Genomic DNA, 16,670 nt, shown 5'->3' with positions numbered 1-16,670 from the left:
AAATTTATTTTATATACAGTTATATAAAATAAACAAAAACTCTTCTGGAGAGCAACAGTTATTACAATTATTTTATTACGAGTTTAGCCAATATTAAAAGCACTTACCAAAAGCCGCGCAACTACCAGCATAAAAATAACTCTGTCTTTTGGAAAGGTTCGTGCAGGTTTAAAAACGTCAAAACAAATCAGCGTTTTTTTATTGCATAAGACTTCTAAAGTTGATGATATGCAATTTTTTTGATAAAAAACATATTTTTCCTGCGAAACCGAATCCAAAACGTTCGTATTATCTAAGTGTAGATAATCAAATTTATTAAAAAACGAAAAATAGTTTTCCTGCTTTAATGCTTCTTCCCTAAAATTCTTTTCTGTATGGCCTGCACTGCAATAAAGGCGGTGTGCTGAATCGTAAATCATAATCGTGCTTATGCCGAGATAATCGACCAATTTTTGAAGAATCGGCTGCAATTCGTCTTCTCTCCTTTTTTCGCGAATTGCTTTTAAAATTTCAAATACATCGTCCGCCGCTTCGTTGTAAAGCTGTCCGCTTGCAATTTTGCTTTCGTTCTGTCTGTTCTGAATAAAAATGCAGTCATGAAGTTCAGGTTTATAGATTATATAACAGTTGCGTCCCTTGTTTTTAGCAATGTAAAGGCATTTGTCAGCAAGGTTAAAAAGCGAATCATAATCTTTTACGTTCACTGGAAATCTTGCAACTCCCATTGAACAGGTTACGGTGCTTCCAGGTTCAATTGAAGTAATATTCCACTGAATTCCAGTGCGAATGTTCCGCGTAATATTGCGAATATCGTCTTCTTCAGTTAAGTCAAGCAAAACCAAAAATTCATCGCCACCAATTCTTCCTGCAATTCCTTTCGTGCCGATTGCATCTTTTATGCAACTGGCAACCGAAGCAAGAACCCTGTCGCCAAAATTATGACCAAAAGTGTCGTTACATTCCTTAAAATGGTCAACGTCAATTATAATCATTGAACACGGAACTTTCTGCTCATTGATTTTTTTGACTGCAATTTCGGTTATTGCCTTTTTATTGTAAAGTCCAGTTAAACCGTCGTGGCTTTCAACATAAGCATTTTCTGCCGGTGCAATTTTCTGTCCAAAATTTACGCTGCCGACAACAATTGTCTTTTTGCGCGTACTCGCCCGAAGCGTATGAACCGTAAGCAATTTTTTGTCTGTCTGCAAAAAATTGTAATATTTGCCGGTTTCCAGGTTGCGGATATTTGCAAGCATGGCAATAAGTTGTTTACTTTCTTGTGTGAATGACTTGTTAAGATGAAAAAAATTCTCGAAATATTCTTTAAACTCATCGCAATTTCCGACAAAAAGCGTATTAAGATCTTTTGTGTTTTTTACGGTGAATCTTTCATGCTCGTAAACAAAATAATATGCATCAAAATTTTGTAAGAGAGTCGAATATTCCCGGCTTTCTAAAAGTGCCTTGTCCAAAAGTTCCCGCGAATACGAAAGTTCTTCAACACTTACTTCAAAAAGATTTTCGCCTGCCTTTATAACTGTAAAAATGCAGGTTATTAAATAAATTCGTGCCCTAAGTTTTGCAACAAAATTAGCGGATTCGTTTAGAACTTGAGGATTAAAACTTGAAAGAAAATGCTTAAAATTTTCTGCATCATTTTCTGAAAGAAATTCGGAAAGATTTATGCCAGAAACCTCTGTTTTGCGAAGGAAAATGGAAAAACTGCGGTTTCCCGCCGTTATATTTAAATCTTTGTCTATGGAAAATGAGATGTCACTTATGCGTCTTGCGTTCTTAACATCCAAGAATTACCCCCCCCCCCGCAAAAAAAATGCGCTCTACCTTTTAGTTTAGCATAAATTTTATATAAAGCAAAGTTTTTTATAACTTTGTCAAAAAAATCAGCTGCTATATTGACAGAAATTTGTATCCTTAAATAAAAAATCGTTCATTTTGCTTGTTATGGCTTTGTTTTTTTACGATAATTAAACTATGACGAGAAATGACAGAAATCGACTGGTTGTATGGTTTTGGCTTGGCGCTTTTATTTTGTTTACTCCGCGACTATGTGCGCAGACAATGGCGGCCAACGAAGAAAACGCTGCTGCAAACCGACAGACTTTTGTTGATTACGGAAAAAAATACATTGGTCGTCCTTATGTAAATGGCGCAACTGGTCCGAATTCTTTTGACTGTTCAGGATTGATTTATACGGTTGCAAGAGAATCTATCGGTTATCAGTTGCCAAGAACTGTAAAAAGTATTTATTCGTTTTGTAAAATAATTGATGAATCTGAACGTGAACCAGGAGATTTAGTTTTTTTTAGAACAACAGCCACTGGAGATCCGAGCCATGTTGGAATTTACATTGGAAACGGTCAGTTTTTAAATGCGGCTTCTGACGGTCCAAACACTGGCGTAATTTTAAGTTCGCTTAAAGAAAATTATTGGAAAGGAAAATATTACAAAACTGGCCGGTTTTTACCGCCTTCAAAAGTTTTAGCCGAAAACAACACTTCTTCCATCAAAAACTCCGAATCGGTTTCTAAAGCTGGTTTTTCCAGAAAAAACAACAATCCTCACCAGACAAGCCGTCAAAATGGAAGTTTTACAGACAAAATCGTCCTGGATGGAATGTTCTGTCTTGACTGGAACTTTTTTACTCCTGACAATTTTATGCTTACTTTCCGCGGGATTGCTGGAACCGTGCATGCAACTTACGAAGGAAAAAATCTAAAACCAGGAATCGGAACAACGGTGCGTTGGGACAGTGGAACTGGCGTAATTCAATTGCCATTGATTTTTAGCCTTACGATGACCGACTATATGCGGATTTTTGCAGGTCCTGTCTTTACAATCGGAACTCCGTATCTTCCAGGCAACAACGACGAAAGAATAAAAGCCTCTGTTTTTCCAGGAATTTTGGGAATCAGTTTTAATTCACCTTCGTTTAAAGCCGGAAAAACCAACATAAGTTTTGAGCAAGACATTCACTACACGGTTTTTAACGACACCGATGGAAGTGCATTGAACGCTCTTAAAAGTTTTGCAACTGGACTCGTTTTTTCTTCTGGCATACGTGTAACTATTCCGTTACGCGAATTGATTAAATAAAGAGAAGTTTTTTGAGGGATTTATGAATTTTTTTAAAACCAAATTTTTTGCTCTTATCAGTTTTTCTCTTTTTTTAATTTCGTGTTCACCTTCAATTTCTGTCAAAGCAGAAAATTCCGACGCCACAACAATAGTTTTTTCGGCAAATTTTTCGCTGTCAGCAAACTCTGCTTTTAAGGAATTTTTAGATCTTACTCAGGAAAACTCTGGTTTGACCGAAAACACAAATTCAACTCTCTTTTCAAAACAAGAACTTGAAAATTTCCTGATTTCCGCTGGTGCAAAAAATGTTTCTGCAAATGTCGAAAAGGACGGAAAAACAAGCGCTTTTGGAAAAATCGAAAATCTTTCTAAATCTCTTCTTGCTTCATCAAAAATTCTTTCAAAAACTCAGTCTTCGCTCACTCTTTCTTTGGGACCGGAACAATTCAAGTCAATTTACGAAAAACTGGACGAAGAAACCCAGGGCTATTTTGATCTTTTGATGATTCCGTGTCTTAATGACGAAAAAATGAACGTTGAGGAATACGAAAATCTTCTTTCTTTTGTCTACGGTCCGGACTTGGCAAAACAAATTGTTTCTCAAAATCTTCAAATTGAATTAAAAAGTCCTGATTCAAGAAAAATTCTCTCTCAAAAAATCCAACTTGGAGAACTTTTAACACTCAACGAACAAAAATCGTGGTCAGTTTCGTGGTAATTCGTTAAAATAAAACTATGGACACAGAAAACCGCTTTATTGCTCTCGAAACAAAGATTGCTTTTATGGACGATTTTATCAACAAACTTCAGAACGAAGTCGTAGAGCAACAAAAATTAATTGAAATTCTGCGCGAAGAAAACAAAATTCTTTCAAGCAGAATTATGGATTTGTCGGAAAATATCGAAATTCCAAACAGGAAACCGCCTCATTACTAGATTTTTTAATCGAAGGACAGGACTATGGCAAATTTAAGTGCACACACAAATGCCAAAACAAAAAAAGATTTTGGCCACGAAAAAATTGAAATTCTTTATTCAGACGAAACAATCTGCGTAATCAACAAGCCTTCCGGTTTGCTCAGCGTTCCGTATCCTGGAAGCCGAATCAGAACGGCACAAAACATTCTCGAAGAAATTATGCACAAAAACGGAACTTTCAGCAGTTCGCACAGACCGTTTGCTGTCCACCGTCTTGACCGCGACACTTCCGGTGTAATGATTTTTGCTCTTACCGAAAATGCGCAGAAAAAAATTATGGACACCTGGCATCAAATGGTAACAGAACGGCTTTACCGCGCAGTTGCAGAAAATCCGCGTAGCAAAAAACTTATCTTGCCGGATTGCGGTTTAATCGACGACGAGCTTGCATTTAACGCACACAACGTTGGCTTTGTTCCAAGAGAATCCGAAAACAATTCCGACTCTTATGGCGAAAACCGCCGTTTAAAAACTGTTCCGGCACGCACAAATTATAAAATTTTGCAGTCAGGCCCAACACATACGCTTTTTGAACTTTCGCTCGATACTGGAAAAAAGAACCAGATTCGAGCTCATCTTGCGTCAAAAGGGTATCCTCTTGCAGGAGACGAAAATTACAGGGCTAGAACAGACCATTTTGGCAGACTTTGCCTTCACGCTAGAACTTTGGAATTTGTCCATCCGTTTACGGGCGAAAAAATGAAATTTGAAGTTTCTGAACCAGAAACCTGGCTCGAATACGTAAAAAAAGGCGATCCAAATCCAAAAACTCCGCTCTGGATTGAATCATTGAAAAATTCTTTCGATAAAAAAGGCGAACGTTTTCATGGAAGACACGAAAATTCACTGGACTTAGGTCAAAAACGCCTAAGCAAAAAAGACCGCGCCCATATGAATTTTATTGAAGCAGGAAAAAAAGGCAGAAAATAAAACCAGACGTTTTGCGTTCAATTTTTCTATAATTCTCCAATATTTTGAATTAAATCCATCGGTGTAAGAGCAAAATTATTTTTTATTTTGCAGGCAGCGAGAGAATGAGCAAGGCAGGCTGTTATTGCGGCATCTTTTGCTTCGTAATTTTGAGCCAAAAGCGCACAAATCATTCCTGCAAGTGCATCTCCGCTACCACCTTTTGCAAGTGCCGGAGAACCGAAACTGTCGATAAAAAGATTAAAATCTTCTTTTGCGGTAAACACACCGATAGCAGAATTTGCGCCTTTTGCAACCAAAACAGATTCTGGAAAACGCCGACAAAACTTTTCGACAAGTTCCGCCCGCCGAAAAATACACTCATCGACACTGTAATTTCCAAAACCGCAAAGACGCAGAAGTTCGGAAAATTCTTTTGGATGAGGAGTCAAAACACAGCCTTTTGGACGCCGCTCCAAAATTTCAAGAAGCAGTGGAGAATATAGAATATCTGCATCGAGCACACAACGCACATCTGGCGAATGCAAAAGAAACTTTGCATAAAATTCAGTGATTTTTTCGTCATAGCCAAGTCCCATTCCAACGCAAAGCGCGCTAATTCGTGGTCCAAAATTATTTGTTACAAGAAATTCCATCGAAAGACCGGGAATTGGAGTTTTTGAAAAATTTTCATCTGGACGAATAAGAGTTACAAGACCTGCTCCAAATTTCAGACAGGCATTTGCTGCAATAATGCTCGCCCCAGATTTTTCGCCACATGCAATATAAGCGTTTCCAAAGCTTCCTTTATTTACAAGATTATCCGTTCGGTACGGCAAAATCATATCTTTTTGTTCAAGAAGAAAAAGATTTTTTTTTCTTTCTTCTAAATTTTCAGCAGATTTTTCAAAAAGTTCTCTCGAAATACCAAGTTCGCAAACCTTTATTTTTCCTGTAAAATTTTTTGCCATGTCACTGTAAAGACAGAATTTTTGCGCTCCCATTGTAAGAGTAACATCCGCCTTAAAAACAGATTGCGCCAAAGTTCCGTCGGCATGAAGTCCTGTCGGAACATCGCAGGCAATTTTTAAACATTCTGAAGAATTTACAAAAGCAAGAAGGTTAATGAGTTTTTCGCCTGTTTGATCGGTAAATCCACCTTTAAAACCGCTTCCAAAAATGCAGTCTACAACAACAACCGAATCCAAATTTTCTGCAAAAAAACTGTCCGCTTCAAAAACCGAAACTCCGCACAACCTTGCGCGTTCAGCCTGCAAAACACAAAGAGAAGACGAAGGCTTGCTGCATTCAAAAACACAGGTTTTAAAAGAACTAGAAATCAGTCTGGCAAGCGCATAGCCGTCGGCTCCGTTATTGCCACTACCGCACAAAATCAAAACTTTTTGAATTTTTCTGGTAAGCGAGATAGAGCAAATTTCGTCTTTAAGGGCAGCAGCAGCATTTTCCATCATAATTTCTTCGGAAAGAGCATATCTTTGCCGGCAGGCGCAATCCAAAGTGCGCGTATCATAAAACATTTTTTGCATAAAAAAATTATAGCACGAAAAAACAAAAAATGTGAAAAACTAATTTTTAGCGCACGTCCGGGCTTGCAGCCTGGATGCTTGCATGCTCACGCATGCTGCGGCTTTTGCTTACGCAAAACCCGTTTTTTTTCGTGTGCGCTTTAGCGCACGTCCGGGCTTACAGCCCGGATTGGAAGGGCGCAGTCCGCTTTTTGGCGGATGGAGCGTTAGCGGAACCCTGGAAAGCCGGTTTTTGCGACAACTGGACGGTTCTGACTGACAAACTTTTCTTTTGCGCTAATTGTGCTCCAAAAATTTTTAAATTACTTTTTTTTCAAGCCATTTTTTGCCACAAAAACGCACGTAGAACATAATTCCGCGGAAAATCCAGTCCAAAAACATTCCAATCCAAATACCAAAAAACGCAAATTGTGTGTTTCCCGGATAAATGAGCAAAATCCATTTTGAAATCAAAAAACTGCCAAGAACGCGGAAAAGCCACATGCTTATGTTTGAAATTATCATTGTGTACTTTGCATCGCCTGCTCCACGAAGAATATTTGGCATTGTAAAACTCATTGGCCAGAAAAATATGTTTGCAACCATACAAGCACGAATTACAAACACGGCCAAATTTTGAGCTTGTGGCGTCAAATTGAAAATTTTTGTAACAAATGGTGCAAGTCCAAAAACCACAATTGCCGTAACAAACATTCCGCCATAAGACAAAAGCATCATCTTTCGGCCATAAGATTTTGCCTGTTCTTTTTCGCCAGCACCAATGCACTGTCCGACAATTGTTACGCTTGCAAGACCGATTGCGTTTCCTGGAATATTTGAAAAACTTGCAACTGTATTTGTAATTGCATTTGCAGCAATTACCGTAATTCCAAAAGTGGACATAAACGAATAGACAAGTGTTTTTCCGATATGAAAAACAGAATTTTCAATTCCGCTCGGAACTGCAATTTTTAAAATTCGTCCCATGAGCGTAAAATCAAACTGCGGCTTCCAGATTTTTTCTAAAAAAAGCGGCCATTTTTTTTGGCTTAAAATGCAAAGCATTACAACGGCGGCAATTCCGCGGCTTACGAGGGTTGAAATTCCTGCTCCTGCAACTCCAATTTTTGCTCCGTAAATCAAAATCGCGTTTCCGGCAATATTTGTCAAATTCATTATAAGGCTGACTTTTAAACTTATTTTGCTGTTTCCCATTGCCCGGCACAACGCGGCGCAACTGTTATAAATTCCAAGCATCGGAAAACTAAACAAAATCCAGACAAAGTAAGTTAGAGCATTATCCATAATCTGCGGTTCAAGAGCGCCAAAAATTCCGTTCAAAATAATCCGGCGCAAAGGCAGACATATCGCTATAAAAAAAGCTCCAGCAATCACGCACAAATTTAAGAGCTGTTTTGCAGAAGCCTGGGCCTTTTTTTGTTCCTTATGACCGAGGTACTGGCTTGCAACCACCGCTCCACCTGTAGCAAATGCCGCAAAAAGCTGAATTACAAGCTGTCCAAGTTGATCAATCAAACTTACTCCGCTAACGCCAGCTTCTCCGACAGAGGAAACCATAACTGTATCACAAGCACCGATTGTCATTGCCAAAAATTGCTCTGCAACCAAAGGCCAAATTAAGCGATTGAGAAAATTCTTACTGAACAGCTGATTTACTGGTTTCGCCTGACTTTGCATTCAATTCACTTCCTATTTTTTTTCGTTTAAAATTGCAACGTCCATACGGTTAAATGGAATATTGATTTGAGCTTCGTTAAAAGCTTTTAAAGTATTTATTGCAATATCGCTTTTCGTCTGCAAAAAATCTTCTCTCTTGCTCCAAACGATAATGTTCAAATTCACTCCACTGGCTCCGTGGGTTGTCCAAAGAACTTTTGGAGAATACTCTGGTTTATCAAGCACAACAGTCGGACAGCGTGCAGGAACAGTTTTTGCAACTTCCATAACCTTGTCAAAATCGCTGTCATAATCAACACTGGTTTCAAAAGTGTAGCGTCTGTACGGAAAAGCCGAATAATTTTTTAGTTTTGTGTTGATGATTGTTGAATTTGGAATTCGCACAAGCTGATTGTCGCCAGTATGAATTTTTATAGAAATTACTCCTATTGAGTCAATCGTTCCAGAAATTCCGTCAACTTCGATAAAATCGCCGATTTTCATTGCCTTGTCGGTAACGACAAAAAGACCGGAAATCAAATTGCTTACGGAAGTTTGCGCCGCAAAACCAATTGCAACTCCAGCTATTCCCGCAGCACCCCAGATTGCGCTCAATTTAATTCCAAAAAGTCCGAGAACATACATTACGATTAAAACGTAAAAACAATAACTGATCGCTTTTTCAATAAGCAAAACTGTTTTTTTCTGCAAAGTTTTTGAAGCCGTTTTTTTTACAAAATGCCGGATTATGCGATAGAATACCCAGAAAATAAGAATTGCCACAACGCTTGTAATCACTTTTGCAAGGTTTGCCCAGGTAAAATAAGCTGACAGTTCGTCGAGATGGAACAGCGACTTTACTTCATTTGCTGTTCCATTTGCAAGCGCAATCGCACCGTTTGCTGCTTCCGCAATTACGTTTTCTTCCATTTCTATTATGTCTCCAACAAAAAATATTAAAACTTTTTACAATAATTTATCAATTCAAAAATCAATCGCCTTTAAGACTGCTGCCGTTAAGACACAAATCTCTTATCAAACATTCATTGCACTTTGGATTTCGAGCTGTGCACACATAGCGACCGTGAAGCAAAAGCCAATGATGAGCATATTGCAAATATTCGCTAGGAATATTCTTTAAAAGTGAATTTTCAACCTGCTCCGGAGTTGTGCCTTCTGCAAGCCCAATCTTCGGACAAATCCGCAGAAGATGAGTGTCGACTGGCATTGTATTTTGACCAAAAACCACATTCAAAACAACATTCGCAGTTTTTCTTCCAACTCCCGGCAAAGACATAAGTTTTTCTCTGGAATCCGGAACAATACCGCCAAAAACTTCAATCAGTCTTTTAGAAAGAGCAATTATGTTTTTAGATTTATTTTTCCATAAACCGATGGGTTTTATAAACTCAATCAATTTTTCCTGGCCGAGAGCAAGAATTTTCTGAGGACTGTCGGCAACTTCATAGAGCGGTTTTGTATAAAAATTTACAGATTTGTCGGTTGCCTGAGCACTCAAAACCACCGAAACAAGCAAAGTAAACGGATTCTTAAAATCAAGTTCGCTCTTTGGATTCGGATTTTGAACCTTAAAACGTTCCATAATTTCAACAATCTGCTGCTTTGAAAGAATCATTTTTTCAACCTTACAAAATCACAAAAACTATTTTGCAGAATCCTTTGGAAAAGTCGCAAGCAAAATCGCAATTATCGCACAAGGAATCGTAACCAGCGTAAAACAAAAATTTCCGAGTTTTTCAAAAAGCTTAAATCCAGCAAAAATTCCAAGATAATAGCCTGCAAGAACTGCGCCATAAAACTGCGCCTTCAATTTAAATTCACTTTTTCCGTTACAAAAATATTCCGTCAATGCGCTGATTGTCTGCTTAAAATTATTCGTACAAAAATTCGTCGAAGCAGCATAACCGTAACTTCCTGAAAAACTGCTCCACTGAAGCGACATTGCAAAAAAAGTAGGATAAAGATAAACAACCTTTGGCAAATTCGTCGGCATAAGCCACATTAAAAAGCCCATCGCCACATCAACCAAAAGAGCCAGATATTTTACATTAATTTTTGAGTGCTCTTTTGCAAAAGTAACAAAAAAAATCGGGATCGCAAAAACCAAAACGCCTAAAAACCTAAGTCCAAGTTCAAACCAGTCTTTTCCAATCAAAAGTCGCACCATTTCAATCAAATGCGTTGTCTGAGAAGAACCAAAACTCTTTACAATATTCTCCAGCGGAAAAACCGTCAAAAAACCACCGCAAAAAGCAACAATATAATGAATATGTGCGTCCCGTTTTGCTTGTGGCGTAATTCTCGAATCAATTTCAACAGTTTTTGACTTCATTTTTTATTGGCGTTCCCTGGCATTCTGCCAGGTCGCTATGTCCGTGGTTCGCTACGCTCATTGCGGAGCAGTTTCGCAAACTCAACCGCTCCACAACTCCGCCACTCCCAGCGCTAACGCAACACCTCTTTTTTTAGTTCTTCAACTTTGTCTGTTTTTTCCCACGGGAAACCTTCGCGTCCAAAATGTCCATAAGACGCTGTTTTTCTGTAAATCGGCTGTTTCAAATTCAAAGTTTTGATAATTCCAGCCGGCGTGCAATCAAAAATTTTCTCTACGGCAGCAACAATTTTTGAACGCTCCGCCTTTTCAGTTCCAAAAGTTTCCACAAGAATCGAAACAGGGAACGGAACTCCAATTGCATATGCAAGTTCAACTTCTACTCTTTCGGCAAGTCCTGCGGCAACAACATTTTTTGCAATATAGCGTGCCATATAAGCAGCCGAGCGGTCAACTTTAGAAGGATCTTTTCCAGAAAAAGCTCCGCCGCCATGACGACCCATTCCGCCGTAAGTATCAACAATGATTTTTCGACCGGTTAAACCAGAATCTCCATCTGGACCGCCAATTACAAATTTTCCAGTCGGATTTATAAAAAATTTGGTATTTGCGTCCAAAAGTCCAGTTGGTTCAAGAACAGGTTTTACAATTTGGTTGATAATAGTTTCTTTAATTGTCGCATAATCAACTTCTGGCTCATGCTGATGAGAAACAACAACCGTGTCAACACGAACCGGCTTGTGATTTTCATCGTATTCAACAGTAACCTGAGATTTTGCATCAGGTCTAAGCCAGGTAATTGCTCCGTTATGACGAAGTTCATTTGCTTTTAAAAGAATCTGGTGCGAATAATAAATAGGCGCAGGCATTAACGATGGAGTTTCATTGCAGGCAAAACCAAACATCATTCCCTGATCTCCAGCCCCCTGCTGACCTTCGTATTCATCAAGACCTTTACCGACAACGCCCTGATTTATGTCCGCAGACTGAGCGTGAAGACGGTTCATAAAAAGACAGTTTCTGCCGTCAAGGCCAACTTCTGGCGAAGTATAACCAATATCAACAGCAACCTGACGTGCAATTTTTTCAATGCTTGCATTAAATTCTTTAGGATTTACCTTGTAATTCTGAAAACCAATTTCGCCACCAACAAGTAAAAAATCCGTTGTAGAAAAAGATTCACAAGCAACGTGAACATCAGGATCCAGCGAAAGACAATAATCCAAAACAGCATCAGAAACCTGATCACAAAGTTTATCCGGATGACCTTCGCCAACCGACTCAGATGTAAATAAATAGTGATTTTTGTTAGAAAGACTGCTCATAGCCGAGCCTCCATTTTAGCAAGATTTGCCAGCTCAAAAAAAACTGGTCTCCGCTCTGCAATTCAGGTTAAATCGGCGGAAATTTTTTATTTTTATCTATTTACTTTTTAATATATAATTTATTGGCAAGTCGGACAATAAGTTGTATACTTTTAAATGAATTTATAGCAAATAGTTTTTAAAATGCCCCGTAAAACGCAAGTTTTTAGGGTAAATATACTTTTAAAGGAGAATGTCATGGCATTAAAAAAAGTTTATTCAGCAGACGCAACAAAATGCAAAGTGACTTTCATTGTTGAAAAAGATGCCGCACAGGATGCAACAACTGTATCTCTTGCCGGAGATTTTAATAGCTGGAGTTCAACAGAAACTCACCTCAAAAAATCAAAAGACGGTTCTTTCTCTGTAACACTCGAACTCGATGCCGGAAAAGAATACCAGTACCGCTATCTTATGGACGGAACCCGCTGGGAAAATGACTGGAAAGCCGACAAATATATTCCAGCGCCTTTTTCAAACACAGACAATTCAGTTGTAATTTGTATTCCTTCAGAAGCAAATTTAAAAGTTGCGGCAAAAAAAACGGCTGCAAAAAAAACAACTAAAAAATCTGCTGCAAAAAACTAAACAAAAAACGGTCAAAGCGCACATTGCATTTTGACCGTTTTTTTATGTTGGGTAGCTTTTTGCGTTCGCAAAAACCGGGCTATCCAGGGCTACGGCTTTCGCCTCCGGTATTTTTGCAGGCAAAAACACGCGCTGCGCGCCCCTTCCTATCCCTGCTACCTTAATTTAATCGTCAGATTTTAACCATTTTCCAAGAGCCTGAGCAATCGCCTCAGGATTTGCCATAACCGACTGCCTGAATTTTTCTTCTTCAGAAGCAGCAGTTTTTATAAATCCATGCGGAACATCCTTATAAATTCCACGAAGCTCACCAAAACTTTTAAGTTCTTCAAGAACGGCAACTTCTCTGTTTACCTGAGATTTATCTTTAGGGTTGTAAATTTTTCCGTCATAACTGCGAAGTTTTTTAGTAGCAACACTGATTTTTTTAAGTTGTTCAGAAGAAAAATTAAGCTTTTCAAGAACAGCCTCGCGCGCGCCATTTCCCAATTCCGCAAGCAAAATAGCAATTTTGTCATACCCAGTCATAAAAAAGACCTCCCAACCGCCAAACATTATAAACTAGAAAAAAAATCCTGTCATTTCATTGAGGAAAATATAAAAGCGCACGACCGGGCTTGTAGCCCGGATGCTTGCATGCTCGCGCATGCTGCGGCTTTTGCTTACGCAAAACCCGTTTATTTTTTATGTGCGCTAAAGCGCACGACCGGGCTTGTAGCCCGGATTGGAAGGGCGTAAGCGTCCGCCGTGGCGGATGGAGCGTTAGCGGAACCCTGAAAAGCCGGTTAGACAGTGCGGTGTGCTCCAAATTTTATGGAACATAGATTACTTCGCGCGGTTTTGAGCCGTTTTGAGGGCCTACGATTCCTCGTTCTTCCATTTCTTCTACGAGGCGGGCTGCACGGTTATAACCGATTTTGAGCCTGCGCTGAAGATATGAGGCGCTTGCTTTTCCTGACTGCACTACTATTTCTAGCGCCTTATCGTAAAGAGGATCATCGCCTTCGCCAAAGAGTCCAAGGTTTCCGTCATTTTCTTCATCTTCGTCTTCAACAAAAATTTCGTCGTCGATATAATCTGGTTCTCCATACTGTTTTACGTAATCCACGACTTTTTCAACTTCATCATCGCTAACCAAAGTTCCCTGGATTCGCACTGGGAATGGATCTGTTGCGCTAGCATAAAGCATATCGCCTTTTCCCAAAAGTTTTTCGGCTCCAATCTGGTCAATAATAATGTTTGAATCCGTACGGCTTGCAACCATAAATGCAATTCTGCTTGGAATATTTGCTTTTATAAGACCGGTGATTACGTTTACTGACGGTCGCTGAGTTGCCAAAACAAGATGAATTCCAACTGCACGCGACATTGCCGTAAGCCGTGCAACTATTGATTCAAGTTCGCGGCCTGTCGTTGCCATTAAATCTGCAAATTCATCAATAATTACTACAATATATGGCAGTTTTTCCTGCATAAGATGCCGTTCTTCTATGCGGCGGTTAAAATTTGAAATATCGCGCACTCCCATGTTATCCAAAAGCGCGTATCGGCGTTCCATCTCGCAAAGACAATACTGAAGCGACTGCAATGCTTTTTTTGGCTCGGTAATTACCGGAGTTAAAAGATGCGGAATATCGTTGTAAAGTTTTAATTCTACGACTTTCGGGTCAATCAAAATCAATTTTACCTGATTCGGATTGCGTTTGTACAAAATCGAAAGAATAAGCGAATTTACACAAACCGATTTTCCAGAACCAGTTGAACCTGCAATCAGAAGATGCGGAGTTTTTGCAAGATCGATTAAACGAGGCTCGCCAGAAATGTCTTTTCCCAAAATCACAGGAATCGCCATCTTCTCAAAAGCCGGATTTTTCTGTTCCATAATTTCACGGAAACTTACAACTGCACGATTTTTGTTCGGAATTTCGATTCCAACTGCCGATTTTCCCGGAATTGGCGAAACTATGCGGACAGAAGTTGCAGCAAGCCGGAGCGCAATATTGTCCTGCAAAGAGCGAATTTTGTTTACATTTACACCTGGAGCTGGAAGAATTTCAAACATCGTTACAACAGGGCCTTTTCGGATTCCTGTAACCTTTACTTCGATATTAAATTCGGCAAGAGTCTGAGCCAGATCGGCGGCTTTCTTCTTTGTTTCGGCATCTACAACCCAATATTCGCCGTTATCATATTTTTGCAAAATTCCTTCGACTGGAATTTTATAATCTGCAATTCTGAGCTTTGGTTGCGGCTTTTCAGGCTGAACTTTTTCGCTTTCAACTGCATTTTCTGACAGAGTTTTTGCAACTGTCAAAGCAGAATTCTGAGTCGACAATGCAGAAGAATTTTTTGCCAAAGAAGAAGTTGGTTCTTCGCGGAGAATTGCATTCTTTTTTTCAAACGGCACACCGTTACTGTCTACGACAGGTTTTGCCGTCGGATTAAATTCAAAATCCGAAAACGTGCTGTCAAAATCGTCATCGTCCGCTTTTTCCGCATTTTGCGATAAGTATTCATTTTTTTTCTCAGGCTGAGTTTCAAAATCAGGATTTTTTTGTACAACCATTGGATTTTTTTTAGCGTCGCTATCCATTTTTGCAAAAATCGAAGCAAAATTATTATTTCTCTGCTCAATAAAACTTGAAAGGTCGCCGCCGCCGTTTTCGCAATCCAAATTATCGTTGCCAAAACCGTCATCGTCGTCTTTGTCAAAATTATCATCAAAACCAGTATCACTGTCAGAATTTTCAACTTCGTTTTCAGACCCATTTTCCGCAAAACCGGCATTTTCGTTCTCGAAATTTTCTTCCATTTCTGAATTTTTTGGCATTACTGGCAGATTTTCAGCTTCATTTTCCGCAAAATCTTCGTCATCATCAAAAATTTCAGCATCAAAATAATCTTTTACATCATCTAAAATCTCAGTTTCGTTTTCATCCGAAAGAATTTCGCCATCCACTTCTTCTTCATTTTTCTCTTCCGAAGAATAATCAAAATCTTCAAAAGGCTGATTATCCAATTCACCGTAATTTTCTTCGTCAGGAACTGCAATTTCCGGAGTTTCCAAAATTTCGCCGTCAGAATTTTCCAGAAAATCTGCATCCAAAGAATCCGAAATTTCAGTTTTACCAGAGTCGCTCATAAAATCGTCAGTCAAATCTGGCAAATCAAAATCTTCATCGTTTACAGGAATTTCTTCCTCGACAGGCTCAAAAGAATTTTCTTCGTTTTTTTCGGAATCTTCTATTTTTAGTTTTTGAACTTCATTTTCGTCCTGCTCATCAAAAATATGCTCAAAAGGATTTTCTTCAATTTCTGATTTTTCTAAAATTTCACCGTCTTCAACTTCGTTTTTTTCTTCATTTTCCAAATTCTTTGGAATTTCAAAGCCAACATTTTCCTCTTTTTCTGGCACATCCCCAGAATTTTCAATTTCTGCATTTTGTTCTTTTTCCGATTCAAGTTCTTCGTTTTTCGCATCGGGTTGAACTTCGTCCGATTTTTCGTCAAAAATGGCCTTTTTTGCGTCAAAGTTTTCAGCCGCTAAACCGGAATTTTCGTATTTTTGAGCAAATTCTTCAATTCCACCAATTTCATCAGAATTCTCGTCAAAATCAATTTCCTTGTTTTTTTTGCCAGCGTTTTCAATAACATCGCCAATCATAGAAAGAACCAGATATTCGACAACGACAATAATCGCTCCAGTCACAAGCGCAACCAAAAGTTTCATTACAAGCACATCGCCCGAATTTTCTGCAACAAGCATCCGGCAAATATGTTCAACCGCATCAAGAGTAAAAAACGGAATTACAGAACCGGCAAGAACAACTCCATTTCGTACGTGCCATGAACGCATAAAACATTCAAAAGCCGCAACCAGCAAAAACAGAGGAATCAAAACTGAACAAATTCCGTAAACTCCCGTAAAAAGTTTTCCAAAACGCCACAAAGCAGAAAAACGCACCGTTTCGAGCCCGCAAAAATCCAAAAGCACAAATAAAAGCGAAATACAGAAAAAAGTAGCAATGGCATATAGAATAAATCCGACAACCGCCGAAACTTTCAAATTTTTATTCATCAAAAAACTCCACGAGAATTTTCATTTAAAGTTACTTTTTATTTATCGGCAAAAAAAAATCGAAGTTTAGAATGATTTTGAACCAGAAAAAGCCTGGTCTT

Annotated in this window: 14 protein-coding genes; 5 read left to right on the top strand and 9 right to left on the bottom strand. The window is 38.9% G+C overall.

Annotated features, from left to right (window positions below; translation table 11 throughout):
* Positions 1-83 precede the first annotated feature (83 nt).
* Positions 84-1,805: a GGDEF domain-containing protein gene (locus ACT6XC_RS03545; protein ID WP_443740824.1), complete on the bottom strand. Its 1,722-nt coding sequence runs from the start codon at positions 1,803-1,805 to the stop codon at positions 84-86.
* 187 nt (positions 1,806-1,992) lie between these two features.
* On the opposite strand from ACT6XC_RS03545, the gene ACT6XC_RS03540 reads away from it, so the two are divergent.
* From ACT6XC_RS03540 to ACT6XC_RS03525, 4 genes are read left to right on the top strand one after another with little or no spacing between them, the layout of a single operon-like run.
* Entirely contained in the window at positions 1,993-3,114 is a 1,122-nt protein-coding gene (locus tag ACT6XC_RS03540) for a C40 family peptidase (protein ID WP_443740823.1), read from the top strand.
* A gap of 22 nt (positions 3,115-3,136) precedes the next feature.
* Complete coding sequence (locus ACT6XC_RS03535; RefSeq protein ID WP_443740822.1) at positions 3,137-3,814, top strand: hypothetical protein; 678 nt, start codon at positions 3,137-3,139, stop codon at positions 3,812-3,814.
* Positions 3,815-3,831: 17 nt separating this feature from the next.
* A complete protein-coding gene (locus tag ACT6XC_RS03530; protein ID WP_273329324.1) occupies positions 3,832-4,032 on the top strand; it encodes a SlyX family protein in 201 nt (66 codons plus the stop codon).
* 24 nt (positions 4,033-4,056) lie between these two features.
* On the top strand, positions 4,057-5,004 hold the full coding sequence (locus ACT6XC_RS03525; RefSeq protein WP_443740821.1) for an RluA family pseudouridine synthase: 948 nt from the start codon (positions 4,057-4,059) through the stop codon (positions 5,002-5,004).
* A gap of 26 nt (positions 5,005-5,030) precedes the next feature.
* Here ACT6XC_RS03525 and ACT6XC_RS03520 read toward each other — a convergent pair whose 3' ends face one another.
* From ACT6XC_RS03520 to metK, 6 genes are all read right to left on the bottom strand, one after another.
* The gene (locus ACT6XC_RS03520; RefSeq protein ID WP_443740820.1) at positions 5,031-6,530 is read right to left on the bottom strand and encodes an NAD(P)H-hydrate dehydratase; all 1,500 of its coding nucleotides are present in this window, start codon (positions 6,528-6,530) and stop codon (positions 5,031-5,033) included.
* A 297-nt stretch (positions 6,531-6,827) separates the two neighbouring features.
* Positions 6,828-8,207 carry an MATE family efflux transporter gene (locus ACT6XC_RS03515; protein ID WP_443740819.1) on the bottom strand — a complete coding sequence of 460 codons (1,380 nt, stop codon included), beginning with the start codon at positions 8,205-8,207 and terminating at the stop codon, positions 6,828-6,830.
* Between the two features lie 12 nt (positions 8,208-8,219).
* Entirely contained in the window at positions 8,220-9,116 is an 897-nt protein-coding gene (locus ACT6XC_RS03510; RefSeq protein ID WP_443740818.1) for a mechanosensitive ion channel family protein, read from the bottom strand.
* Between the two features lie 61 nt (positions 9,117-9,177).
* Complete coding sequence (nth, locus tag ACT6XC_RS03505) at positions 9,178-9,822, bottom strand: endonuclease III (RefSeq protein WP_443740817.1); 645 nt, start codon at positions 9,820-9,822, stop codon at positions 9,178-9,180.
* A 27-nt stretch (positions 9,823-9,849) separates the two neighbouring features.
* Positions 9,850-10,539: a YoaK family protein gene (locus ACT6XC_RS03500; protein WP_443740816.1), complete on the bottom strand. Its 690-nt coding sequence runs from the start codon at positions 10,537-10,539 to the stop codon at positions 9,850-9,852.
* 113 nt (positions 10,540-10,652) lie between these two features.
* The gene (gene metK / locus ACT6XC_RS03495; protein ID WP_443738809.1) at positions 10,653-11,864 is read right to left on the bottom strand and encodes a methionine adenosyltransferase; all 1,212 of its coding nucleotides are present in this window, start codon (positions 11,862-11,864) and stop codon (positions 10,653-10,655) included.
* 237 nt (positions 11,865-12,101) lie between these two features.
* Here metK and ACT6XC_RS03490 point away from each other — a divergent pair, with 237 nt between their 5' ends.
* Entirely contained in the window at positions 12,102-12,491 is a 390-nt protein-coding gene (locus ACT6XC_RS03490) for an isoamylase early set domain-containing protein (protein WP_443740815.1), read from the top strand.
* Between the two features lie 165 nt (positions 12,492-12,656).
* Here ACT6XC_RS03490 and ACT6XC_RS03485 read toward each other — a convergent pair whose 3' ends face one another.
* Entirely contained in the window at positions 12,657-13,019 is a 363-nt protein-coding gene (locus ACT6XC_RS03485; protein ID WP_443740814.1) for a hypothetical protein, read from the bottom strand.
* 283 nt (positions 13,020-13,302) lie between these two features.
* Positions 13,303-16,569 (bottom strand): DNA translocase FtsK, encoded by a 3,267-nt coding sequence (locus ACT6XC_RS03480; protein ID WP_443740813.1) that lies wholly within the window; start codon positions 16,567-16,569, stop codon positions 13,303-13,305.
* Positions 16,570-16,670: the final 101 nt, after the last annotated feature.

The organism is Treponema berlinense, from assembly GCF_052273165.1.
In the GTDB taxonomy this organism is placed as follows: domain Bacteria; phylum Spirochaetota; class Spirochaetia; order Treponematales; family Treponemataceae; genus Treponema_D; species Treponema_D berlinense_A.
Note: the sequence above shows the minus strand (reverse complement) of the source record. Positions and strands in the feature narration are given on the sequence as shown.

Coding starts and splice junctions, on each gene's coding strand:
- ACT6XC_RS03540 (WP_443740823.1), top strand. CDS start 1,993: ATGACGAGAAATGACAGAAATCGACTGGTTGTATGGTTTTGGCTTGGC.
- ACT6XC_RS03535 (WP_443740822.1), top strand. CDS start 3,137: ATGAATTTTTTTAAAACCAAATTTTTTGCTCTTATCAGTTTTTCTCTT.
- ACT6XC_RS03530 (WP_273329324.1), top strand. CDS start 3,832: ATGGACACAGAAAACCGCTTTATTGCTCTCGAAACAAAGATTGCTTTT.
- ACT6XC_RS03525 (WP_443740821.1), top strand. CDS start 4,057: ATGGCAAATTTAAGTGCACACACAAATGCCAAAACAAAAAAAGATTTT.
- ACT6XC_RS03520 (WP_443740820.1), bottom strand. CDS start 6,530: ATGCAAAAAATGTTTTATGATACGCGCACTTTGGATTGCGCCTGCCGG.
- ACT6XC_RS03515 (WP_443740819.1), bottom strand. CDS start 8,207: ATGCAAAGTCAGGCGAAACCAGTAAATCAGCTGTTCAGTAAGAATTTT.
- ACT6XC_RS03510 (WP_443740818.1), bottom strand. CDS start 9,116: ATGGAAGAAAACGTAATTGCGGAAGCAGCAAACGGTGCGATTGCGCTT.
- nth (WP_443740817.1), bottom strand. CDS start 9,822: ATGATTCTTTCAAAGCAGCAGATTGTTGAAATTATGGAACGTTTTAAG.
- ACT6XC_RS03500 (WP_443740816.1), bottom strand. CDS start 10,539: ATGAAGTCAAAAACTGTTGAAATTGATTCGAGAATTACGCCACAAGCA.
- metK (WP_443738809.1), bottom strand. CDS start 11,864: ATGAGCAGTCTTTCTAACAAAAATCACTATTTATTTACATCTGAGTCG.
- ACT6XC_RS03490 (WP_443740815.1), top strand. CDS start 12,102: ATGGCATTAAAAAAAGTTTATTCAGCAGACGCAACAAAATGCAAAGTG.
- ACT6XC_RS03485 (WP_443740814.1), bottom strand. CDS start 13,019: ATGACTGGGTATGACAAAATTGCTATTTTGCTTGCGGAATTGGGAAAT.
- ACT6XC_RS03480 (WP_443740813.1), bottom strand. CDS start 16,569: ATGAATAAAAATTTGAAAGTTTCGGCGGTTGTCGGATTTATTCTATAT.